Annotated in this window: 26 protein-coding genes; 24 read left to right on the top strand and 2 right to left on the bottom strand. The window is 39.5% G+C overall.

The window, feature by feature from the left end:
• Positions 1–414: 414 nt before the first annotated feature.
• The 4 genes from AB5618_RS20070 (at position 415) to AB5618_RS20085 (ending at position 5987) form a co-directional block, all read left to right on the top strand.
• Positions 415–1305, top strand: a complete 891-nt coding sequence (locus AB5618_RS20070) for an Abi family protein (RefSeq protein ID WP_148462457.1) — start codon at positions 415–417, stop codon at positions 1303–1305.
• A gap of 137 nt (positions 1306–1442) precedes the next feature.
• Positions 1443–1616, top strand: a complete 174-nt coding sequence (locus AB5618_RS20075) for a DUF1778 domain-containing protein (RefSeq protein ID WP_148462456.1) — start codon at positions 1443–1445, stop codon at positions 1614–1616.
• The gene (locus AB5618_RS20080; RefSeq protein ID WP_148462455.1) at positions 1617–4997 is read left to right on the top strand and encodes an N-6 DNA methylase; all 3381 of its coding nucleotides are present in this window, start codon (positions 1617–1619) and stop codon (positions 4995–4997) included.
• Between the two features lie 324 nt (positions 4998–5321).
• Complete coding sequence (locus tag AB5618_RS20085) at positions 5322–5987, top strand: hypothetical protein (RefSeq protein WP_148462454.1); 666 nt, start codon at positions 5322–5324, stop codon at positions 5985–5987.
• Positions 5988–6150: 163 nt separating this feature from the next.
• On the opposite strand, the gene AB5618_RS20090 is transcribed toward AB5618_RS20085, so the two are convergent.
• Positions 6151–6648 carry a hypothetical protein gene (locus AB5618_RS20090; RefSeq protein WP_368367018.1) on the bottom strand — a complete coding sequence of 166 codons (498 nt, stop codon included), beginning with the start codon at positions 6646–6648 and terminating at the stop codon, positions 6151–6153.
• A 207-nt stretch (positions 6649–6855) separates the two neighbouring features.
• The gene (locus AB5618_RS20095) at positions 6856–7029 is read right to left on the bottom strand and encodes a hypothetical protein (protein ID WP_368367019.1); all 174 of its coding nucleotides are present in this window, start codon (positions 7027–7029) and stop codon (positions 6856–6858) included.
• Positions 7030–7171: 142 nt separating this feature from the next.
• Between AB5618_RS20095 and AB5618_RS20100 the strand changes: the two genes are divergently transcribed.
• The 20 genes from AB5618_RS20100 to AB5618_RS20195 all read left to right on the top strand — a co-directional run bounded on the left by AB5618_RS20100 (position 7172) and on the right by AB5618_RS20195 (position 20420).
• Positions 7172–7348 (top strand): excisionase family DNA-binding protein, encoded by a 177-nt coding sequence (locus AB5618_RS20100; RefSeq protein ID WP_015560864.1) that lies wholly within the window; start codon positions 7172–7174, stop codon positions 7346–7348.
• Between the two features lie 36 nt (positions 7349–7384).
• Complete coding sequence (locus AB5618_RS20105) at positions 7385–9694, top strand: phage/plasmid primase, P4 family (RefSeq protein WP_148462452.1); 2310 nt, start codon at positions 7385–7387, stop codon at positions 9692–9694.
• A 17-nt stretch (positions 9695–9711) separates the two neighbouring features.
• A complete protein-coding gene (locus AB5618_RS20110) occupies positions 9712–9951 on the top strand; it encodes a hypothetical protein (protein ID WP_005612402.1) in 240 nt (79 codons plus the stop codon).
• A gap of 18 nt (positions 9952–9969) precedes the next feature.
• Complete coding sequence (locus tag AB5618_RS20115; RefSeq protein ID WP_148462451.1) at positions 9970–10890, top strand: phage major capsid protein; 921 nt, start codon at positions 9970–9972, stop codon at positions 10888–10890.
• 50 nt (positions 10891–10940) lie between these two features.
• On the top strand, positions 10941–11165 hold the full coding sequence (locus AB5618_RS20120) for an excisionase (protein ID WP_015541248.1): 225 nt from the start codon (positions 10941–10943) through the stop codon (positions 11163–11165).
• Positions 11166–11275: 110 nt separating this feature from the next.
• Positions 11276–11485: an excisionase gene (locus tag AB5618_RS20125; protein ID WP_118532260.1), complete on the top strand. Its 210-nt coding sequence runs from the start codon at positions 11276–11278 to the stop codon at positions 11483–11485.
• Positions 11485–12558 carry an integrase DNA-binding domain-containing protein gene (locus AB5618_RS20130; protein ID WP_368367020.1) on the top strand — a complete coding sequence of 358 codons (1074 nt, stop codon included), beginning with the start codon at positions 11485–11487 and terminating at the stop codon, positions 12556–12558. The genes AB5618_RS20125 and AB5618_RS20130 overlap by 1 nt, the downstream gene beginning before the upstream one ends.
• Before the next feature lie 260 nt (positions 12559–12818).
• Entirely contained in the window at positions 12819–13604 is a 786-nt protein-coding gene (locus AB5618_RS20135; RefSeq protein WP_054337283.1) for a ParA family protein, read from the top strand.
• Complete coding sequence (locus tag AB5618_RS20140; RefSeq protein ID WP_227616387.1) at positions 13594–14499, top strand: ParB/RepB/Spo0J family partition protein; 906 nt, start codon at positions 13594–13596, stop codon at positions 14497–14499. The genes AB5618_RS20135 and AB5618_RS20140 overlap by 11 nt, the downstream gene beginning before the upstream one ends.
• Positions 14496–14630, top strand: a complete 135-nt coding sequence (locus AB5618_RS20145; protein ID WP_008371487.1) for a hypothetical protein — start codon at positions 14496–14498, stop codon at positions 14628–14630. The genes AB5618_RS20140 and AB5618_RS20145 overlap by 4 nt, the downstream gene beginning before the upstream one ends.
• A 4-nt stretch (positions 14631–14634) precedes the next feature.
• Positions 14635–14802 carry a hypothetical protein gene (locus AB5618_RS20150; RefSeq protein ID WP_181976775.1) on the top strand — a complete coding sequence of 56 codons (168 nt, stop codon included), beginning with the start codon at positions 14635–14637 and terminating at the stop codon, positions 14800–14802.
• Complete coding sequence (locus AB5618_RS20155; RefSeq protein WP_096240028.1) at positions 14792–15103, top strand: DUF6050 family protein; 312 nt, start codon at positions 14792–14794, stop codon at positions 15101–15103. Before AB5618_RS20150 ends, AB5618_RS20155 begins: the two co-directional genes overlap by 11 nt.
• A 127-nt stretch (positions 15104–15230) precedes the next feature.
• Entirely contained in the window at positions 15231–15629 is a 399-nt protein-coding gene (locus AB5618_RS20160) for a hypothetical protein (protein WP_368367021.1), read from the top strand.
• A gap of 13 nt (positions 15630–15642) precedes the next feature.
• On the top strand, positions 15643–16041 hold the full coding sequence (locus AB5618_RS20165; protein ID WP_005344165.1) for a single-stranded DNA-binding protein: 399 nt from the start codon (positions 15643–15645) through the stop codon (positions 16039–16041).
• Between the two features lie 13 nt (positions 16042–16054).
• On the top strand, positions 16055–16447 hold the full coding sequence (locus AB5618_RS20170; RefSeq protein ID WP_227616389.1) for a hypothetical protein: 393 nt from the start codon (positions 16055–16057) through the stop codon (positions 16445–16447).
• Positions 16440–17321 (top strand): replication initiator protein A, encoded by an 882-nt coding sequence (locus AB5618_RS20175; RefSeq protein ID WP_368367023.1) that lies wholly within the window; start codon positions 16440–16442, stop codon positions 17319–17321. The genes AB5618_RS20170 and AB5618_RS20175 overlap by 8 nt, the downstream gene beginning before the upstream one ends.
• A 10-nt stretch (positions 17322–17331) precedes the next feature.
• The gene (locus AB5618_RS20180) at positions 17332–18150 is read left to right on the top strand and encodes a replication initiator protein A (RefSeq protein WP_368367024.1); all 819 of its coding nucleotides are present in this window, start codon (positions 17332–17334) and stop codon (positions 18148–18150) included.
• Complete coding sequence (locus tag AB5618_RS20185; RefSeq protein ID WP_195484323.1) at positions 18150–18944, top strand: ATP-binding protein; 795 nt, start codon at positions 18150–18152, stop codon at positions 18942–18944. The genes AB5618_RS20180 and AB5618_RS20185 overlap by 1 nt, the downstream gene beginning before the upstream one ends.
• An 82-nt stretch (positions 18945–19026) precedes the next feature.
• Positions 19027–19518, top strand: coding sequence for a PcfB family protein (locus AB5618_RS20190; RefSeq protein ID WP_109273659.1), 492 nt, complete (start codon positions 19027–19029; stop codon positions 19516–19518).
• Entirely contained in the window at positions 19515–20420 is a 906-nt protein-coding gene (locus AB5618_RS20195; protein WP_368367025.1) for a type IV secretory system conjugative DNA transfer family protein, read from the top strand. The genes AB5618_RS20190 and AB5618_RS20195 overlap by 4 nt, the downstream gene beginning before the upstream one ends.
• The last annotated feature ends 23 nt before the right edge of the window (positions 20421–20443 follow it).

A 20443-nucleotide genomic window follows, 5' to 3' on the forward strand; every position in this document is an offset into this window, starting at 1 on the left:
ATACCTGTAAACAGCGTAAATACAGCATTTCAAGGAGTTTTAAGCAATGATAAGAGTGTTATTTGTCTGCCACGGCACTCTAGTTTTATGATAATGCATACCTTCGCAAACTGGGGCAGAGTACGGCATAATATGGCGGAAAGTATTGGAATTACTACGGTTTAGACTACTAAGGCTCATGGTTTGAAGTGGGATAAAGGAAAAGGTGTTGGGAGGATTTCTTAGTAGTAAGGGACTACTTACAGGCAATGTAGTAGAACTTGTAACGATGAAAATGCGAAAAAAATATAAAAACTATTGCAATTTTTCTGAGTTTTGAATATACTATATGTAACAGAGTTGCCCGAAGTCTTTTGGACATTGGGGACCAAGCTGAGTCGTGTGCTCAGCTTTTTTACGTTAAGGAGAGATTTTATGGATTTGAAAAAACCATTGACCTTTGATGAACAGTTAGATAAGTTAATAGCTCACGGGATGATTGTCGCTGATAGAAAAAAAGCAAAAGATATATTAAAAAGAGTAAATTATTATCGTTTTACGGGGTATGCTTTGCAATTTAGACAAGAGCCTTCTGGTAGTGACTATATTGAAGGAACTACTTTTGAAACGGTGTATCATTTATATAAAGTAGATGAAATATTGCGTGATACATTTCGGCGGTATATCGAAAAGGCAGAAGTATATTATAGGACGCAGATAGCATATGGATTTTCAATAGCCAAATGTACAGAAGCTCCGTATGATCAACATTACGATGAAAATAATTTCTATAACAAAAAGGGTTACAAGGAAGTTATGGAAAATTTCAGCAGGGAGAAAAATTATTACAAAGATAGTCTGATTGTGAAACATCACAAGATAAAATATTCCAGCAGAATGCCGTTGTGGGTTATTGTAGAATTAATGTCTTTTTCTAATATGTCTAAGTTATACAGTTCTATGTATTATTCAGAAAAAGATGCTATCGCTCGTATGGTTGGTGTTGGAAAGGATACATTAGAAAATCATCTTCATTGTTTGTCAGTATTACGAAATAAATGTGCACATGCAGCAAGGATGTATAATACGGATTTCAATCCTCCGGCAAAATTTACGTCATCATTTTTGAGAAAGCATCCGGAGATAAAAAATAATTCATTGTTTGCGTATACACTTGTCTTGTTAAAAAGATTACCAGATGAGAGTAGTAAAAAATCTTTGATCCAAACAGTGGAAGCTGTGATAGATGAGTATAGGGATGACATTGATTTGAATCTGATTGGATTTCCGGAAAATTATTTGGAAATTATGGAAAATAATTTATAATATGCAAATATGTAGCCACTTTTCATTGGTAGTAATATACTATGAAGGGTGGCTGTTTTATGCTTTGCAAGCGTGGAGAATTGTATTGCAGATGTTGTACACAAATGTTATAATTTTTAAAATAGGAGGGATTTGTAATGAACAAAACAATTTCTATGAGTATTAGGGTTAGTAAAGAAGAATTGGATAAATTAAAAAGAGCAGCTCAGATAGAGAATTATGCATCATATAGTGAATTTATTCGAAGAACATCACTAAAAGAGGCAACAAAGATATTAAATAAATATAGTACAAAAAATGGAGATAAGTAAATGATTAATATAGATTGTTTAAAAAGTGTTCTTGAAAAGGAAGATTTTGAAAACAAAGGAAATAAGTATAAACATGTGTTTGAAGATGGCAAAAAAATAGAAGTTGACTTTAGTAAAAAAGAAATATATTATCCTGAAAATACGGTATCAAGGGAGAATCTTGATGCAGGTGAGAAAGCGGATGGGATTATTATAAATGATCATACAACTACAAATTTTTCTCATCCAGAGAATTTTGTAGTTTTAATATGTATCTTTAGATTGTTAAAGCAAGGGTATAGAGCGCAGGATATTGAATTAGAACCCAAATGGCCTTTAGGAAGAGAGGCAAAGAGCGGTAAAGCAGATATATTAATTAAGGATAATGATACAGATGCTTTGCTCATTATCGAGTGCAAAACTGCACAAGAAGAAAAAAAGAATGAATTTGAAAAAGAATGGTCAAATATGTTGAGAAGTTCAAAAAACCAGTTGTTTTCATATTTTCAACAAAGACCAGATGCAAAATACTTGTGCCTTTACACAGCAGATTATGTCGATGAAAAAGTTTTGCCAGAATACTATCTTATTAATGTGCAAGATAATGATGAGTATTTGAAACGGTGTAAAACAACAGGGCAAAAAAATATAAAAGGATTTAAAGAAGCTGATACTGCAAAACAAAAATGGGAAGTATGGAAACAAACCTATTCTTCAGATTTTGCAACTAAAGGATTGTTTGAAGATTCAATGGCATATATTATTGGAAAAAGTAAATATACATTCGAAGATTTAGAGCCCATTTCATCAGCTGATATTAATAAAAAGTTTCATAAATATGCATCCATTTTAAGAATGTTTACTGTAAGTAATAGAGAAAATGCGTTTAATATACTTTGTAATCTTTTTTTATGTAAAGTAGTAGATGAGATGCAGTTAGAACAAGGAATAAAGGATGAATTAGAATTTTATTGGAAAGGAAAACAATATGATAGTCCTTTTGATCTGATTGATAGACTTCAAAAACTTTATTCAGAAGGAATGAAAGAATTTTTAAAAGATGAGGTTGCATACGTTGAACAAAAAGAAATTGATGAAGCTTTTGAATTGCGCCTGAAAGGTAAGGCAAAAGAAAAAATAGATAATTTGTTTAGAAAACTCAAGTATTTTACTAATAATGATTTTGCATTTGTTGATGTATATAATGAAAAGCTGTTTTATAATAATTTTAATATTTTACTTCAAGTTGTAATCATGCTTCAAGATATATACATCACAAAAAGTGAAGATAATCAGTTTTTGGGAGATTTTTATGAATTGTTTTTAGGTGCAGGTGTACATCAGAGTGAAGGACAGTTTTTTACACCAACTCCAATAACAAATTTTATTGTACGTAGTTTGCCGAAGTGCGAAAATGCTAGAGTAATAGACTTCGCATGTGGTGCAGGACATTTTTTGACAGAATATGCAAGATACAATGAAGGGGAAAATTATGAACTTACAGGTATAGATAAAGATAACAGATTGAGTAAATTGACAAAAATAGCAAGTTTCATGTATGGACAGAACATAAAAGTGGTGTATGCTGATGCCTTATCTGATTTAAGTAAGTATGGTATTAATAGTCACGAATATGATTGTGTAATTGCAAACCCTCCTTTTAGTGTAAAAGGCTTTTTGGACACATTGTTACCAGATGAACGGAATAATTATCATTTGATTAATGGAATTGATGAAAAGAGTATGCTTACAAACAGTTCTATTGAATGTTTCTTTTTAGAAAGAGCCTCGCAGTTATTAGATAAAAATGGAATTCTTGGTATTGTTTTGCCAGCAGGAATTATGAATAATGGTGGAGTTGATTATGAGGCACGAAAAATACTTTTAAGGGAATTTGAAATCATATCAATAGTATCAATGAATAAAATTACGTTTGGAACAACTGGAACCAAAGCAGTTATTCTGTTTGCAAGAAGAAAAGAATTCTTGGATAAATCCGAAACTAATTTTTGTATGTCTGAGTATTATGATGACATAATAGCTCAGTATAGCAGAAATGAAAATCTCGAAAAAATTGACGAAGAATTCGAAAAATCAAAGGAATTACGCGAAGCATTTTGTGATTATATGGGATATAGCACTTTGGAATTTGAAAGTTTATATAAAGGTAAATTAGAACCCGAAGCAGAAATATTGTCCCTTGAGTGTTTCGAAGAATATCGAGAGGAATATAATAAAATAATAGAGAGTGAAAAAACAGCTTATGATGAGAAAATTAGAAAGGAAAAAGAAAAGTGGAAGAAGCGTGCAGAAAAATATCGAGAAGAACATCCATGGGTAGAGACAGAAGAGTATGCTCCGGAAAAAACATTTGAACAATATGTAATGCCTTTTGAATTGGAAAAATATAGATATTGGTTATACTCGCATGAATCAGAAGTATTAGTTATAAAATCTCCAGAAGAAAAAGCTGATGGAAAAAGCAATAAGACATCAATAACATCATTTTTAGGATATGAGTGGAAAAAAAGAAAAACAAAAGAAGGTATTCATTATATATCAAAAATAAAAGAGAATGTTGATGAGGAGTTGGACGAGGATGAACAAGCAGCTATTTCGAATATTAATTCAATAAATTATATTCAAACGCCGCTATATAATCCTCAAGATAAAGAAGATGCTGAAAAATTGTGTTTTTTGATTAGAAAAAAATTTGAAAACGAAGAATTTGAAATCCCAAGTATATATTTTGATGAAAGTGGAAGAAATACAAATGTTTCTTTAGTTTCTTTATCAGATATGTTGGATTTTGAAAAACCAGTATTTGATGCAAGTATTACTATAGGAAACAAATTAGTCCATTTTAAAAGTGATTATGAAACAAAAAGTATTAATAAGCTATGTAAAAAAGTATTTGCAGGAGGTGACAAGCCAGATGATTTTACTGAAGAGGAAAGTTTGGTTTGCCATGTGCCTGTTATTGGAAATGGCACAAATAAAGAAGGCATATTAGGATATACGAAGAATGCTCGTGTTTCTGAAAAATGTGTAACACTATCGGCAAGGGGGACAGTAGGTTATTCGTTTTTGCGAGAAGTCCCGTTTACGCCTATTGTAAGATTAATTGTTATGGTATGTGACGAAGACCTTATTTATCCTGAATATCTTGATTTTTTCTTAAAAGCCTTTAATATAGGGAATACTGGTAGTGTAATACCACAGTTGACAGTTCCTTATGTAAAAAAAGTGAAGATTCCACAGCCCCCTAAAATGATTCAGGAGTCAATTATTACGAAATGTCAAGCAATTAAGGTTGAATTTGATGAAAAGAGACTGACAGAAATAGAATACTTTAAAGAGTTAAAAAAAGTGTTCATTGATAATCGCATAGTAAGAATGTAAGGATATATGTGGGGAAGGTATAATCTCTACAACCTTTCTGGCTGAAGACCGATGGCCCCCTTCGTGCGAATTTTCGCAGAATTAAACAGGGGGGATACCCGTCAAGGTCAGTTGATGTGAAAATATCCGCTGAATGTCATCGCTAAAGCCGATTTTGTTTTGCCGGATAATACCAAAATACGCAGAAAAAACGTGTAAAAAACGACATAAAAAGCACAGTTTTTCTGCGTACATTTTGGCAGAAATATAATTCGAATTGTCTTGCTATTCTGTGCAGTCAGAGTGATATATGTACTACCGAATAAAGAAAGGCGGGTACATATTATGAAGAAGGAAATCAGATTTACATTGAAATCAAAGCAGAGACCAAAACTAGCACAGAAGATTGGAAACATACTTGGAACAGCACCGCATTATGAACGGGTACCAAGCTGTGCATATGATATTGCAGGATACCGACTGGACAAAGAGGGAGTACTGCATATCCCAGAGGGAGTAGAGGAAGAAACGGTGGAAGACCTGATTCTGCAGTTACGAGAGTGTGGGTTTCAGGACGATGCAGAAGTAATCGAAGAAGTGCCAGTGCAACAGGAGAAGCTGACAATAGCAATTCCAAAAGATAGTCTTACGGATACGACATTGGAAAATTTGCAGAAGATCATAGCAAATAAGCAGACACTTTTTCAACGTGCATTTCGGATGGACAGCACAGAGATTGAAATTACAGATGAAAAAATAAATTTCACATGGTTTCCATACACAGCGGATGGAGATGAGCTCGCAGCCTACACGCAATTTATCTCAAGGCTGTGTGATATGGCAAGAGATGCAAAAAGGGTATCATCAAAGCCGACCGAAACGGACAATGACAAATATGCTTTCCGCTGTTTTCTGCTCAGACTTGGCTTTATCGGAAAAGAGTATAAGACAGCGAGAAAGATTCTGCTTAGAAATCTTACGGGAAATTCAGCATTCCGCTGCGGAGAATAAGGATAAAATGACATGGGGTGTCGGTGCAGACCGATGCCCTTTTTCTATGGAAAAACAGTTGGGGCAACTTGTGGCAGATGATTTAGGTTATTCTTATAGAGCCTGTATAGAAAATAACCTATATTACTTGCCACATCTTGCCCCAGTGTGAAAACAGCCGTGGTCACGCCCAGCGGTTATCATTTTCTTCCTGTATCTTTCTGCGATAAGCAGTGCGGGATTTTCTACGGTTTCGTTCTTTTTTACATTCTGGATTGTCACAGTATTTCTGGCGGTTCCCGTTTTTGATGAACAGACGGCCGCAACACTCACAGGTGGCAACGCCCACACGGTCGGCATAAGCAATGGGGTAATCCGTAGGGATAGATACATATTGCGACAGAGCGAATCGGGCAGCATCAAAAACAGAATGGAAATCCGGCATGACCTTCAATTCTCCATTTTCATCCAGTCCCAACTTCATGGTTACGCCACTCATTTTATTTAGGTAAGCTGATATTTTACCGAGATGTTTCTGCATAGGAAACGAATTAAAATCTGCAAATTCATTCGTCCATGTGATCTGCGCAAGATCCGTGGAAACGTCAAGCCGTTCCAGACATTTTTTGAACATCAGGATGACAAGGGTATCCCGGTACAGGCTTTCGAGATCTTTCCGCATGGTGTGAACATCAAAAGTGAAATTACCAAGAATGTTAGTGGAAAAATCCCAGTATTCCGTATCCTTTTCAATATCCCAACGATATTCTTCGATGTCCTCAGAGGCATAGTAGGGGTGTGCGTACTGCTGACACCAAGAAATGATATCATCGGCAGCAGTGTAGTCATCTTTTCCACGGATACTCTGGTACAGGTTATTCAGAGAAAGCTAGAGCTCATTTCCGTCCAAGCCGTATCCACGGTTGAGTCTTGGGACATCGCCCTTGCCCAGACAGGCGGTGATTACGATTTTTCCATTCTGTTCTGTCTTTTCATAGTATTTGAAAGTTGCGGTCAGCCGTGCATCCGCACTCATTTTTCCCAAACTGAAATCTTCGTTCATATTCTACCTCCATTCTTACCGATAGAACTTGCTTTCGGTACGAGTTCTTACCAATAGAAAATAGCCTTTGGTAACATTATAAAGTATACTGTGATAGAAAACAAGAGCAATTCATGTTTGGAATGCAGAGAGGAGGATGGCTATGGATAAAGTCACGATGAGCGTACAGGAAATGGCAATGCAGATGGGAATCAGCCTGAGCAAAGCGTATGCACTGACCAGAGAAGCGGATTTTCCAATCGTCCGTGTAGGCAAGCGGGTATTGGTTCCTGTTTCCGAATTTAAGGTGTGGTTATCGGCAAGAGCCACGGAGAAATGATACGTCAGAAAATAAGCGGGGAAGGAGGAGCACAGAATGTATGAGAAACTTCCGGAACAGTTGAAAAAAGACGGACGGTTCTGTCTGTGGAAATATGAAGAAAGAAACGGGCGCATGACAAAAGTGCCGTATCAGACAAATGGCAGAAAAGCGAGCAGTGCCGATAAAAATACCTTTTCGGATTTTCGATTGGCAGTCAATGCAATGGATGGTTATGACGGAATCGGTATGGGTGCATTTGATGATTTCTGCATGGTAGATATCGACCATTGCGTGTTTGGTGGAAAGATGACACAGATGGCAGAAGACATTGTGGAGAGAATGGACTCCTATACAGAATTCAGCCCCTCCGGCACGGGAGTCCGCATAGTATGTAAGGCATCTTCCCTGTCTTATGATACGGGCAGATATTACATCAATAATCAGAAACTTGGTCTGGAAATCTATGCAGCAGGTGTGACGAAGAAATTCTGTACTCTGACAGGAAATGTGATCCGCAACCGTGGTGTTGAGGAGCGAAGCACTGAAATTGGGGAAATACTGGAAACTTATATGCTCCGTCCGATTTCTAAGAAAAAGAACGATGTACAGGATATTCCCGGCAGTTATCTGTCCGATGATTCCGTGGTCCGCCTAGCATCGGATTCCAGACAGGGCGAAAAGTTCAAAGCCTTGTGGAATGGAGAAATTCCGGAAGGAAAATCCCACAGCGATGCGGATATGTCGCTTGCAAGTATCCTTGCATTCTGGTGTGGCGGTGACACAGAGCAGATGGACAGGCTGTTCCGAAGATCGGGATTGATGCGGAGCAAGTGGGACCGTGTGCAGAGTGGCTCAACCTACGGCGCATTGACGATGGAAAAGGCAGTGGCACAGGCACTGGATTTCTACAGACCTTATGCAAGGACATCAGCAGAGAGTGATTTTGATGATATGCTGCAGAAGCTGATAGAACTGAATGTGTCGGATAACAGCAGATACCCGTGGAATGACAACGGCTCAGGCAGATTGTTTGCGGATGTGTATAAAGATATCGCAAGGTATGTGCCGGAAAGGAAAAAGTGGTATGTGTATGACGGAACCCGGTGGATTCCGGACATTGGCGGATTGAAAACAATGGAGCTTGCAAAATCCCTTGCGGACAGTCTGGTCAGATATGCCCTGACAATTACTGATGAACGTATAAGAAAGGACTATCTGGAATATTCTGCGAAATGGCAGAGCCGGAATTACCGTAACACGTATATCAGTGATGCCCAGAGCGTGTATCCGATTGCAATGTCTGAGTTTGACCGCAATGTTTATTACCTGAACTGCCAGAACGGAACACTGGATCTGCAGACGGGAGAGTTCCATCCGCATACACCACAGGACAAGCTGACCAAGATTGCAGGGGCGGTCTATGATCCGAATGCAAAGAATCTACGTTTTACCAGATTTGTTTCAGAGGTGATGAGTGGGGATACGGAGAAAGCAAGGTTCATGCAGAAAAGCCTTGGTTATGGTCTGACAGGTGATACACGCTATGAATGTATGTTTTTCTACTACGGTGCAACCACCAGAAATGGGAAAGGGACTCTGATGGAAAGCACACTTCATGTGATGGGAGATTACGGTTTGACTGTCCGACCGGAAACGATTGCTGCAAAACCGTCTGCCAACAGCCAGAACCCGACAGAGGATATTGCACGTCTTGCCGGAGTGCGGTTCGCCAATATCTCAGAGCCAAGGCGGGGACTGGTGCTGAATGAAGCACAGATCAAAAGCATGACGGGAAATGATACACTGAATGCCAGATTCCTGCATGAAAACAGTTTTGATTTTAAACCACAGTTCAAGCTGTATGTAAATACAAATTATCTTCCGGCTATTACGGATATGACACTGTTTTCGAGCGGACGTGTCGTAATCATTCCCTTTGACAGACATTTTGAGGAATGGGAGCAGGAACAGAATCTGAAAGCAGAATTTTCCAGGCCGGAGGCAGCAAGTGCCATCTTAAACTGGCTGATTGAAGGCTACACCATCTTGAAAGAAGAAGGTTTCGCTCAGCCAAAAGCAGTAAAAGATGCCACCATATCCTATCAGCATGACAGCGATAAGATGGAACTTTTTGTGGAGGAATTTCTGGAACAGGAGAAGGATGCGGAATGCCGGACATCGGCAGTGTATCAGGCATACCGAAACTGGTGCAATGACAATGGATATTTTGCGGAGAACAGCCGGAATTTTAATCAGGCACTCCGCACAATCGGTACGATAGTCCGCAGGCGCCCAAGGGATGGCGGAGAAAAGACTACACTTTTAACTGGATATCGGCTCTTGTGCAGAGATTTCTTCTGTTAAGAAAAAAGGAGGTACACATGGGAAAACAGAAAGCAGCACCACCGATGCGGTTTGAGCCATCGGATTTTTCAACAGACAAGTACAGATGTGTGAATGTCATCAATTTAAGGGACAGATGCCCGGTCATTATCATGGCAAGCGAATCCTGTGACCCGCCTTATTACCGTGTGGTTGACGGGTCATTGGAGATGTTTTATCTGTCCTATTCTGAAGCAGTGGATTATTGCAGACAGAGTGGTTATATGACACAAAAATAATTTTTCAGGAGGTTTATTATGATTAACAGTACAGCTTATTATAACGATTTTTGGAACGAAATGAGAGGAAAACAGGCAGTTACGGACAGCCTTTATAACAACCGTGAAAGCAAGACAAATGAGTACCATCTGCCCGGAGAATCAAATAAAAAATATACGGCAGTACTACAGAAAGAAAGTGCAGTCCGTCAGCTGGCAACCGTTGTGAATGCGACCAGAAGTGACAGCCGTCTTTGGACATTTGACTGTGAAGGTCAGGCTGAATGGGGCGATATGGTCAATCTGGAGGGCATGGATAACGAGGACGATTTTCAGAGATTTGAAGTACAGGCATACCGATTGTCCGAGCTTGTCAGACTTGGATTGGAGTTCGCTTCTGACCAGTCCTTTGCCATAGAGGATTATGTAATCGGGAAAATGGCACGTTGTTTTGGCACAAGCGAGGAACAGGCGTTTATCAACGGAACAGGGGAAAATCAGCCGACAGGTATTCTGCACGCCACTGACGGAGCAGAAACGGGCGTGACGACAGAGAGTGATTCTGCTATCAGCTATGATGAAATCATCAGACTGTATCTGTCCGTGGATAAGAAATACCGTAAACATGGTACATGGCTTATGAATGACGAAACGGCTCTGGCACTCCGTACCCTCAAAGATTCAGCCGGAAACTATCTGTGGAAGGAAAGTGATGAAACGATTTTCTCAAAACCTGTGCAGATTGTTGATTCCATGCCGTCTATCGGAAAGGGGCAGAAAGTAATCGCATTTGGAGATTTCAGCAATTACTGGCTCGTTCAGCGTTTCCCACTGACTATCCGCACACTGAAAGAAAAGTTTGCCATGCGTGGACAGGTAGGGTATCTGGGATGTGAGTATCTGGATGGAAAGTTGATCCGTAAGGATGCAGTCAAGGTACTTCAGATGGCAGCAGACTAAGCAGTTGGGGCTGTGGAAATACTGCAGCCCGTATGGAAGGAGGATTGCACATGGCAATAGAAAAACATGATACTACGGAAAATACACTTGTCCCTGTGAGTGAAAAGTACACACTGACAATCAAAGAAGCAGCATCGTATTTTAATATCGGAACAAAGAAAATGCGTAGACTGGCAGAAGATAACAGAGGAAGATTTGCGGTATTCAGCGGAAATAGGTATCTGATTATCCGCCCGCAGTTTGAAAAATTTATCAGTGCTTCTTCGGAGATATAATTCCGTTTGTCTGCCGAAAGTAGTTGATATTATCAGCGTTCAGAGTGATATATAGTATGACCTCGAAAACCTGTGAAAACAGCCACTTTTGGCAGAAAGGAAGTACTTTTATGGCAAGACCAAGTTTAGCAGAAAAAGATATTTTAAATCCTTCTGAGGCAATTGAATATTTTGTTTTGAGCCGGAGAAAATTTTATGATTTATTGAGTAATACGGATGGGGAAGATTTTCTGGCATACTACGGAGAACGCAAGCTGATTCTTCGTGTAGCCTTTGAAAGGTATCTGTGTAACCATCCAGAACTAAGGAGGCGGGTATAATGGCAAAGGCAGGAAGAGGACAGACAAGGCGTGATTCCAAAAGAAGAGTTCTTAGACCGGGAGAGAGTATAAGGGCAGATGGAAAATATCAATATAAATATCATATTGATGGAAAACCACATTTTGTATACAGTTGGAAACTGGAACCTACGGATAAACTTCCAAAGGGCAAGAAGCCATGCCTCTCCCTTCGTGAATTGGAAAAACAGGTAAACACAGATTTGGATTTGCTTGTAAATATCGTGGACGGACAGATGACAGTCTGCGAACTTGTAGACCGATATTTGAAAACAAAGACCGGAGTAAGGCAAAGCACAAAACAGGGATATGTTACAGTACAGAGATTACTTGCAAAGGAAGCATTTGGCAAAAAGACGATACGAAGTGTGAAAACATCCGATGCAAAGCTGTTCCTTATCAAATTGCAGCAGGAAGATGGCAAAAGCTACAGTTCCATTCATACCATCCGTGGAGTGCTGCGACCAGCCTTTCAGATGGCGGTGGATGATGACATTCTGGTAAAGAATCCATTCGGATTTCAGCTTGCCGGAGTATTGGTAAATGACGCAGTCACAAGAGAGGCAATTTCCAAAGACCAGATGAGAAAGTTCCTAAAGTTTGTGCATGACGATGTAGTGTACTGCAAATACTATGAAGTGGTGTACATACTTTTTCATACGGGAATGCGAATATCGGAATTTTGTGGACTGACACTAAAGGACATTGATCTTGAGAACAGAACTGTAAATATCGACCACCAATTGCAGAGAACATCGGATATGCGATACATCATAGAAACTACAAAGACGGATGCCGGAACAAGAGTATTGCCGATTACAGAGGATGTGGCACAGATGTTTCAGGCAATCATCGAGGACAGAAATGCACCGAAAGTGGAGAAATCCATAGACGGATATAGTGGATTCCTATTTTATGATGATAATGGAATGCCCCTTGTTGCAATGCACTGGCAGCACCGATTCAATCATATGGTTGGCAGATACAATGACATTTACCGGGTGCAGATGCCAAACATTACACCTCATGGTCGAGTTATAATAAGGACAAGTTAGAAAACTCCAGTAAATACAAGGGGTTGCACTAATTTAGTCCTTATTTTTAACTCCCTGAAAAAGGGAAAAATAAGGCAGCGCTGTCATTCCAGAATATGAATTACTACAGATCCAGACTGGAAATGGATTTGTGTAAGACAAGAGTAAAAACAACAGAATTATTGTAATTATAGGACTGAATTAGCTCGCACGGAATATAGATTCCGGTTGTCTAATTCAGTCCTCTTTTTTTGATTGACGACGATGAAAGGTGATGAAAAATGGCTAGAATTATTTCTATTGTAAACCAAAAAGGGGGAACGGGAAAATCCGCATGTACAGCTAATTTAGCAGTAGGATTAGCACAAAAGAATATGAAAGTGTTAATCGTAGATGCAGATCCACAGTCTGATGTATCCGCAGGATTTGGATATCGTGATTGTGATGACAGTAATGAAACACTTACAGCTCTTATGGATGCAGTAATGAAAGATGAAGATATTCCTTCCGACTGTTATATCAGACATCAGGCAGAGGGGATAGACATTATCTGTTCTAACATTGGACTGGCAGGTACGGAAGTACAGTTGGTAAATGCAATGAGCAGGGAATATGTATTGAAACAGATTTTATATGGTATCAAGGATCAATATGATGCAGTCATCATTGATTGTATGCCATCATTGGGAATGATTACGATCAATGCGCTGGCTGCATCAGATGAAGTCCTCATTCCAGTTGAAGCATCCTACCTGCCAATCAAAGGATTGCAGCAGTTGTTAAAAACGATCGGTAAGGTTCGTAAGCAGATCAATCCGAAGTTACAAGTCGGTGGGATTCTGTTCACGATGGTAGATGCTCATACGAATGATGCCAGGAATAATATGGAACTTCTCAGAAATGTATATGGAAGTCAAATTCATATCTTTGATAATTATATTCCATTTTCTGTAAGAATGAAGGAAGCAGTCAGAGAAGGACAGAGTATTTTCTCTTATGATCCGAAAGGCAAAGCTACAGAAGCTTATCGGAGAGTGACGGAGGAGGTGCTGAAAGATGCCATCTAAAAAAAGAGCAACTCCCATTTCCTTACAGCCACTTGATGCGTTGTTTGGAACAAACGAAGAAACAAACAATGGAATTTGCGAGATAGAAATAGGAAGCCTTCATCCATTTCCAAATCACCCGTTTCAAGTAAAAGATGATAAGAAAATGGAAGAATTATCAGAAAGCATTACACAATATGGCATGTTGGTTCCTGGTATTGTGCGGTTGAGAGAGTCTGGTGGTTATGAGCTGGTAGCTGGTCATAGGCGAAAACGAGCATGTGAACTTGCGGGATTAGAGAAAATGCCTGTTATCATCAAAGATCTTACAGATGATGAAGCGACGGTGATCATGGTAGATTCCAACATTCAACGAGAAGAGCTGCTGATCAGCGAAAAGGCATTTGCTTATAAAATGAAATATGAGGCGTTAAAGCGTCAGGGGAAACGGTCTGATTTAACTTCTTGCCAAGTTGGCAAGAAGTTGGCGGCGGAAGAAGTCAGTCAGAATACAGGAGATAGTTCCAGACAGATTCTTCGATATATTCATCTGACAGAGTTAATCACAGAGCTTTTAGAACTGGCAGACGAGAAGAAGCTTCCCTTTAATACAGCTGTTGAAGTTTCATATTTGAGAAGTGAAGAACAACAGATATTGCTTCAGTATATGAGTAATCACAATATGGTACCGTCCTTGAAGCAGGCAAAGGAATTGAAACAGATTTCAAAAGAGCGGATGTTGACGTATTCAGAGATTGATCAGATTTGCATGAATGAAAGTACTGAAAAAGTTCAGGTGCAGATTCCGGCGAAGAAATTGAAACAATATTTTCCAGAGACATATACAAAGACTCAGATGGAAGAAATTATATTTATGCTTCTGGCATCGTGGGCAGAAAGAGAGGGTAAAGAATGAGCAATGAAGATATGGCAAGTAGAATACAAGTCTATCTGAAAAAGATAGAAAAGATACGTGTTAAACGGATGAAAAGAGAGAAGTTTAAACATTTGTTGAAAACATTAGGATTATCAGCAGGAAGAAAGTGAAAGTATGGCTTTAAAAATTGTACGAAGATATGATGCGAACGGAAGGGAGCTCACGGAGAAAGATCTGGAAACCTTTCGATTGGATTCTCCTGTGGTTAGAGAAATATTGGCAAACCTTAATCGGGAGGTGACAGAAGGAATCAGACAGAGGGAGAAAAAAGATGACGATTGAAGACGTAATTAAAAAATCAATTCTGCCGCTGGCATTTATGGTATTCTGGTTTTGGATGACAAAAACAATTATGAAAGTCAGTGGTCAGACGGATTGGTTCTGGTGGATATTTATTGCCGGATTGCCATTTGGAATACATAAAATGCGGCTGATTCTAATCCCTAGAGGAATGGATACCACAGCAACGCTTGGTATGGCTGCATTAAGTGTCATCATTGGAGCTTTGATTGGATGTATCATGATTCCAGTGTATGTAATCCGTGCGGTATACGTTTTCTTACGATATATCATCGGAAAATAATTGAATATTTGATAAGAGGCAGGTTTGCGAAAATAAAATCGTAAGCTTGCCTCTTTTTTTGTACCAAAAATCAGGCAATTCAGGGGAAATCCCTTTTGCAAATATATATACTCGGAGGATTTTTAAGATGAGAGAGCGAATTGAAAGTAAGCATGTAACAAAAGAAATCAAAAGTCAGGTGCCAGTGATTCCGGTGGAAATTGTTAAAGAAAGAGGCTGTACGTTCTGCCCGTATTATCTGGGAAATTATGAGAAACAGCCACGCTGTATGATGAAAACCTGTGCCTGGGATGATGAAAATGAACGTTTCCATCCAGTTCTTCGTGGACTAATTCCATTTTACAAAGAGAAGATGGAAAAAGCAGAAGTGAAGTTCTTGGCAATGAAAAAGATTTACACAACGCTGTTAGGAATGTTTGCCGATGAAATGAAGCAGGAAGAGTTGGAAAAAGATGAATGTTACGGATGTGCCTATGGAAAATGTGGACCATGTATCGGTATCTGTTACAAATCAATGAAAGCATAGGAGGGTTAAGCCAATGAATACAACAGTTATTTCCGGGCGATTGGTAAGAAATCCCGGATACAACGAAGTGGAGAATGAAAAAGGACTTCATAAGATTGCCAAGTTTGTTCTGGCAGTTAGAAGGAATTATTCCGATGAAGTCAGTTTCATTCCGGTAAAGGCTTTTGCAAAGAAAGCAGAATTTGCCAGAGATTATCTGATGCAGGGAACGAAGGTCATGGTGGAAGGCGAGATTGTCACAGGTAATTATGAAGATAAGGATACCGGGAAAAAGATCTATACCACTGAAGTGTATGCAAACCGGATTGAATTCGCAGGTGCAAAAATGGTTGACAGACCACCATTTCCAGAAGATGCGGAAGGGTTTTTAGAGATACCGGAGGGCATGGAAGAGGAAATGCCGTTTAGATAGAGGAGGATAAAAGATGGTTTCAGTAGATCAGGCGTATATGGTAGGGCATATGAAAAATGCCGATGGAAGTATCAATAACAAAAATGTAGTGCTGTCAGCAGCATGTGAAGCAGCGGAACTGTTCCAGTGCATGATGTCAGTAAATCAGAAATTGGAGGACTGGCAGAGATTTAACCACACTTTGGAGATGCATCTGAGAAGTGTGGAATGTGAGAAAATCCATGATATCTGTCAGGCATTATATGGAATGAAACATCCGTCCAATGAACTGGAAGGACTGTATTTGGCAAGAGAGGATGAACAGATATGCCTGCTGTACTATCAGGTATTTGTAGGGATGCTGGAAATCAATATTAATTCAGCCGAAGTGCTGTACAAACAGAAGGAGGAAATAATCAATGAGTAAGATGGAGTATATGCCGGTAGATTGTTTGCAGGTGCCAAAGATGCTGTTCCAGGTGGAAGAATTCAAAAATCTATCAAATACAGCAAAAATTTTATACAGCTTATTTCTGGATCGTTTGAAATTTGCGGTGCAGAATGGCTGGGTAGATCATAATGGAGATCTGTTTGTTATCTATCCAAAAAGCGAAATGAAGAAAGATCTGAATACGACTCGATATGGCGTAGATCAGGCAGTACAGGAACTTGTTAAGATTGGAAAGCTGGTGCGTATTGTTCAAAACGATGGAAAGGCGAACCACTTTTATATCAATGATATTTATGAAAATGAGATGGAGGAAGAATCAATGATGACATTAGACAGAATTATGGCAAATATGCCGATGGAAGAAAGAGAAATTATCATGGACAAGATGGTGGCAGCATCCAGAGATATTCTGGAAACAATTGCGGATATGGGATATCTGGATGAATATGAGACACCACTGACTCCTATGGAAGAGCGTGGCTATTACGATGAAGAAGGCAATCTTGATATTGATGCCGTAGAAGCCGATGGCTATGAGTTTGGCATGGATCTGGCATTTGGCGTGTTATCTATGTATGAAGGAAAGCCTGAACGTGTGCTGGAAATTCAGAAATATGTAAATGAGCAGTATGAGTGCTGCTCTAATAAGAAGTTTATGAAAGTTCTGGAAACAATCGCACGAATGAATGGAAACGAGGAGGTTTATATCGAGGATATGTATGCCTGCAATAAAGAGGCAAGGAATTATTATCTGAGTGAGTTAATGATGTGCTTCAACTTTGTGTTTAATGAGATGTGTCATGGAACAGGCAGTGCAGCAGGGTGTGATTTTAATAATGAGGAAGAATAGGAAATAAGCTATGGCAGATTTTGAATATTTCAGAGCAGAAGAATCTGACCAGTTTTCTTTTTTTCGGATACCAAAAGCTCTGTTCACAGAAAAAGAGTTTGCAAGCCTGTCCACAGACGCAAAGCTCCTTTACGGAATTCTGCTTGATCGAATCAGCCTATCCAAGAAAAATGGATGGATTGATAGTGATGGTTATGTCTATATCATTTACACGATCGCAGAATTGCAGGAACTATTGCGAATGTCGCATACGACAGTGACAAAGCTTCTTTATGAGCTTGACAGTGTGCATGGGATTGGATTGATTGAACGGTATCGGCAGGGGAATAATCGTCCCTCTGTCATATACGTGAAAAATTTTGTGAAACGGATTAGAGGAAAGCCCGTAAGATACTTTGCTTCTGGAACGCCAGAAACTGGAAATCCGGACTGCAAGGAATTGGAAATCCGGATTGCAAGAAACTGGAAGTCCGGAACGCAAAAAAATAGAAGTCCGGACTGCAAGAATCTGGATGGAAGTAATACTAAGATAAATAAGACTGAAAAGAATCATACTGATAAGAGTAAGGGCAATACTCCCGCTCTGGAAGAAAAATTCAGTCTGTATGGGAGATTTAAAAATGTTGTTCTGTCGGAAGCTGAACTGCAGGAGTTGATGACAATATTTCCATGGGATTATCAGAAACGGATTGATCATCTTTCTGTTTATATGAAATCCAGTGGAAAAGAGTATCAGAATCATTTTGCAACAATCTGTCTTTGGGCAGAACGGGATGGCGCCAGGGCAGGAATTGACAAATATGAATTTCAGGAAGGAGAAAGCCTGTGATGGAAAATAAAGTAACAGCAGATTATCTGGATGAAGAGGGATGTCTTCATTGTGGCATCTGTGGAAAAAGAAAACAGATGAAAGTCAGTCTGATGGGATTTGAGCATGTAGTGTCTTGTTTGTGCGAATGCGAGGTGAAAGTCAGACAGGAACTGGATGAAAAGATGCAGCGGGAAGAAGCACAGCGACTGCTTTATCAGAGAAAATCCGTCGGACTTCGGGAAAGAAGATTCTGGGAATGGAAATTTGAAAATGACAATGGAAGCAACCAGAAGATACTAATCGCCAGGCAGTATGTAGAAAACTGGGCAGATATGAAGAGGAAAAATGTAGGATTGCTTTTGATGGGACCAGTTGGAACTGGGAAAAGTTTCTTTGCAGGCTGTATTGCAAATGCACTTTTGGAACAGGGAGAACGTGTCATGATGACAAATTTTTCCAGGATCTTAAATGAAATGACCAGCTATCAGGCAGACAAGAATCAGATCATACAAAATCTTGTGGATTATCCGCTGCTGATTATTGATGATTTAGGCATAGAACGAAATTCCGAGTTTGCTTTGGAGCAGGTCTATAATGTGATAGACAGCCGTTATTGTAAAATGCTTCCGCTGATCGTAACAACGAATCTGGGACTGAATGAAATGAAATCCACAGATTTGGATACTGCCCATCAGCGTATTTACAGTAGAATACTTGAAATGTGTGTTCCCATCTATTGTGGTGGAGAAGATAAGAGAAAAGAAGAAGGGACAGAAAAACTCGTACAGGTGCAGAACCTGATTACCGGTTAATCTGTCTTTTTTCATTAAAGGGGGTGATTGCCATGATTACAGATCTGGACAGCAGTTGAATCGCTGAAAGGAGGGAAAAGTCATGCAGGAAGAGGTAACTCAGAAAACGGTCACGTTCTGTATTCGGGCAACTAAGATTACAGCAGACCTGTTGAAAAAGGTTCTTGTTGCGTATCTGCGTCATCAGAAGCAGAAATCAGTAGAGAAGAAAGCACAGAAAAATCAGCCGAAACAGGGAAAGGTCACGGTAAAAGAGCTGGCAAAACAGAATGCCGGGATGGTCAATATCGAGATCACGGACAAAAATATCAAGTCCTTTGAACGATATGCCAGAAAATACGGAATCAATTATGCTCTGAAAAAAGACAAGAGCAAAGAGCCTCCGGTTTATCTGGTATTCTTCAAGGGACGTGATCAGGATGCACTCAATGCTGCTTTCCGTGAATTTTCCCAGAAACAGATTCAAAAAGCGAATAAACCTTCCATTCATAAGCGTCTTGCAGCTTACCGGGCAATGATGCCAAAGAAATCGAAGGACAAAGTAAAGAACCGGCATCAGGAGCAGAGTCGATGAAAAAGAAAAGCGGCAAAACTCTGATGCAGAAGTGGAAGAATAAAATCGGGGGTAAGCTGTCCGCCCTGGATAAAAAGAAACTGGTTCTTACAAATATTCCTTATGCTCTGGCTGCTTTCTATGCAGACCGGGCATTTTTTCTTTACCGGAACAGTCCGGGAGAAGATATGGGGAACAAACTATTATATGCAATGGAACACGCAGACCGGATTTTTGCTGGTTTTGTGTTAAGCAATAACTGGAAAGATCTGCTAGCAGGTATTGTTGTTGCAGTCGTTCTGAAAGTGTTGGTCTGGCAGAAACAGGCAGACGCAAAGAAATTACGGAAAGGCATCGAGTATGGTTCAGCCAGATGGGGAACCGCAGAGGATATCAAGCCTTATATGTCGGAAGATTCATGGATGAACATTCCATTGACAGCAACAGAAGCACTGACCATGGAGAGCAGACCGAAGCAGCCGAAGTATGCAAGAAATAAAAATATAGTGGTCATCGGCGGCAGTGGTTCCGGTAAGACACGTTTTTTCGTAAAACCATCGGTCATGCAGATGAACTGTTCCATGGTCATTACAGATCCGAAAGGCACTTTGATTGAAGAGTGTGGGAAGATGTTAGCAAAGGGACCACCTAAGAAAGATAAGAATGGAAATATCATGAAAGATAAATCTGGAAAAGTGGTTCATGAGCCATATGTGATTAAGGTTCTGAATACCATCAATTTTTCCAAATCGCTTCATTACAATCCATTTGCTTATATACGGTCTGAAAAAGATATCCTGAAGCTGGTTACAACAATCATTGTTAATACCAAAGGCGAAGGGGAAAAAGCTTCCGAAGATTTTTGGGTGAGTGCGACACGTTCGCAGGCGGTAAAAAGTCTGCGCACAGTGTTGGTTTATTAAATAATAACCAGTCTGTGAACTGG

It is taken from the genome of Ruminococcus sp. J1101004sp1_RTP21198st1_B9_RTP21198_201120 (assembly GCF_040924245.1).
Classification (GTDB): domain Bacteria; phylum Bacillota; class Clostridia; order Lachnospirales; family Lachnospiraceae; genus Blautia_A; species Blautia_A faecis.

What these genes read in the sequence shown, in the direction of transcription:
- AB5618_RS20070 (WP_148462457.1), top strand. Translation starts at nt 415, where the DNA reads ATGGATTTGAAAAAACCATTGACCTTTGATGAACAGTTAGATAAGTTA.
- AB5618_RS20075 (WP_148462456.1), top strand. Translation starts at nt 1,443, where the DNA reads ATGAACAAAACAATTTCTATGAGTATTAGGGTTAGTAAAGAAGAATTG.
- AB5618_RS20080 (WP_148462455.1), top strand. Translation starts at nt 1,617, where the DNA reads ATGATTAATATAGATTGTTTAAAAAGTGTTCTTGAAAAGGAAGATTTT.
- AB5618_RS20085 (WP_148462454.1), top strand. Translation starts at nt 5,322, where the DNA reads ATGAAGAAGGAAATCAGATTTACATTGAAATCAAAGCAGAGACCAAAA.
- AB5618_RS20090 (WP_368367018.1), bottom strand. Translation starts at nt 6,648, where the DNA reads ATGCGGAAAGATCTCGAAAGCCTGTACCGGGATACCCTTGTCATCCTG.
- AB5618_RS20095 (WP_368367019.1), bottom strand. Translation starts at nt 7,029, where the DNA reads ATGAACGAAGATTTCAGTTTGGGAAAAATGAGTGCGGATGCACGGCTG.
- AB5618_RS20100 (WP_015560864.1), top strand. Translation starts at nt 7,172, where the DNA reads ATGGATAAAGTCACGATGAGCGTACAGGAAATGGCAATGCAGATGGGA.
- AB5618_RS20105 (WP_148462452.1), top strand. Translation starts at nt 7,385, where the DNA reads ATGTATGAGAAACTTCCGGAACAGTTGAAAAAAGACGGACGGTTCTGT.
- AB5618_RS20110 (WP_005612402.1), top strand. Translation starts at nt 9,712, where the DNA reads ATGGGAAAACAGAAAGCAGCACCACCGATGCGGTTTGAGCCATCGGAT.
- AB5618_RS20115 (WP_148462451.1), top strand. Translation starts at nt 9,970, where the DNA reads ATGATTAACAGTACAGCTTATTATAACGATTTTTGGAACGAAATGAGA.
- AB5618_RS20120 (WP_015541248.1), top strand. Translation starts at nt 10,941, where the DNA reads ATGGCAATAGAAAAACATGATACTACGGAAAATACACTTGTCCCTGTG.
- AB5618_RS20125 (WP_118532260.1), top strand. Translation starts at nt 11,276, where the DNA reads ATGGCAAGACCAAGTTTAGCAGAAAAAGATATTTTAAATCCTTCTGAG.
- AB5618_RS20130 (WP_368367020.1), top strand. Translation starts at nt 11,485, where the DNA reads ATGGCAAAGGCAGGAAGAGGACAGACAAGGCGTGATTCCAAAAGAAGA.
- AB5618_RS20135 (WP_054337283.1), top strand. Translation starts at nt 12,819, where the DNA reads ATGGCTAGAATTATTTCTATTGTAAACCAAAAAGGGGGAACGGGAAAA.
- AB5618_RS20140 (WP_227616387.1), top strand. Translation starts at nt 13,594, where the DNA reads ATGCCATCTAAAAAAAGAGCAACTCCCATTTCCTTACAGCCACTTGAT.
- AB5618_RS20145 (WP_008371487.1), top strand. Translation starts at nt 14,496, where the DNA reads ATGAGCAATGAAGATATGGCAAGTAGAATACAAGTCTATCTGAAAAAG.
- AB5618_RS20150 (WP_181976775.1), top strand. Translation starts at nt 14,635, where the DNA reads ATGGCTTTAAAAATTGTACGAAGATATGATGCGAACGGAAGGGAGCTC.
- AB5618_RS20155 (WP_096240028.1), top strand. Translation starts at nt 14,792, where the DNA reads ATGACGATTGAAGACGTAATTAAAAAATCAATTCTGCCGCTGGCATTT.
- AB5618_RS20160 (WP_368367021.1), top strand. Translation starts at nt 15,231, where the DNA reads ATGAGAGAGCGAATTGAAAGTAAGCATGTAACAAAAGAAATCAAAAGT.
- AB5618_RS20165 (WP_005344165.1), top strand. Translation starts at nt 15,643, where the DNA reads ATGAATACAACAGTTATTTCCGGGCGATTGGTAAGAAATCCCGGATAC.
- AB5618_RS20170 (WP_227616389.1), top strand. Translation starts at nt 16,055, where the DNA reads ATGGTTTCAGTAGATCAGGCGTATATGGTAGGGCATATGAAAAATGCC.
- AB5618_RS20175 (WP_368367023.1), top strand. Translation starts at nt 16,440, where the DNA reads ATGAGTAAGATGGAGTATATGCCGGTAGATTGTTTGCAGGTGCCAAAG.
- AB5618_RS20180 (WP_368367024.1), top strand. Translation starts at nt 17,332, where the DNA reads ATGGCAGATTTTGAATATTTCAGAGCAGAAGAATCTGACCAGTTTTCT.
- AB5618_RS20185 (WP_195484323.1), top strand. Translation starts at nt 18,150, where the DNA reads ATGGAAAATAAAGTAACAGCAGATTATCTGGATGAAGAGGGATGTCTT.
- AB5618_RS20190 (WP_109273659.1), top strand. Translation starts at nt 19,027, where the DNA reads ATGCAGGAAGAGGTAACTCAGAAAACGGTCACGTTCTGTATTCGGGCA.
- AB5618_RS20195 (WP_368367025.1), top strand. Translation starts at nt 19,515, where the DNA reads ATGAAAAAGAAAAGCGGCAAAACTCTGATGCAGAAGTGGAAGAATAAA.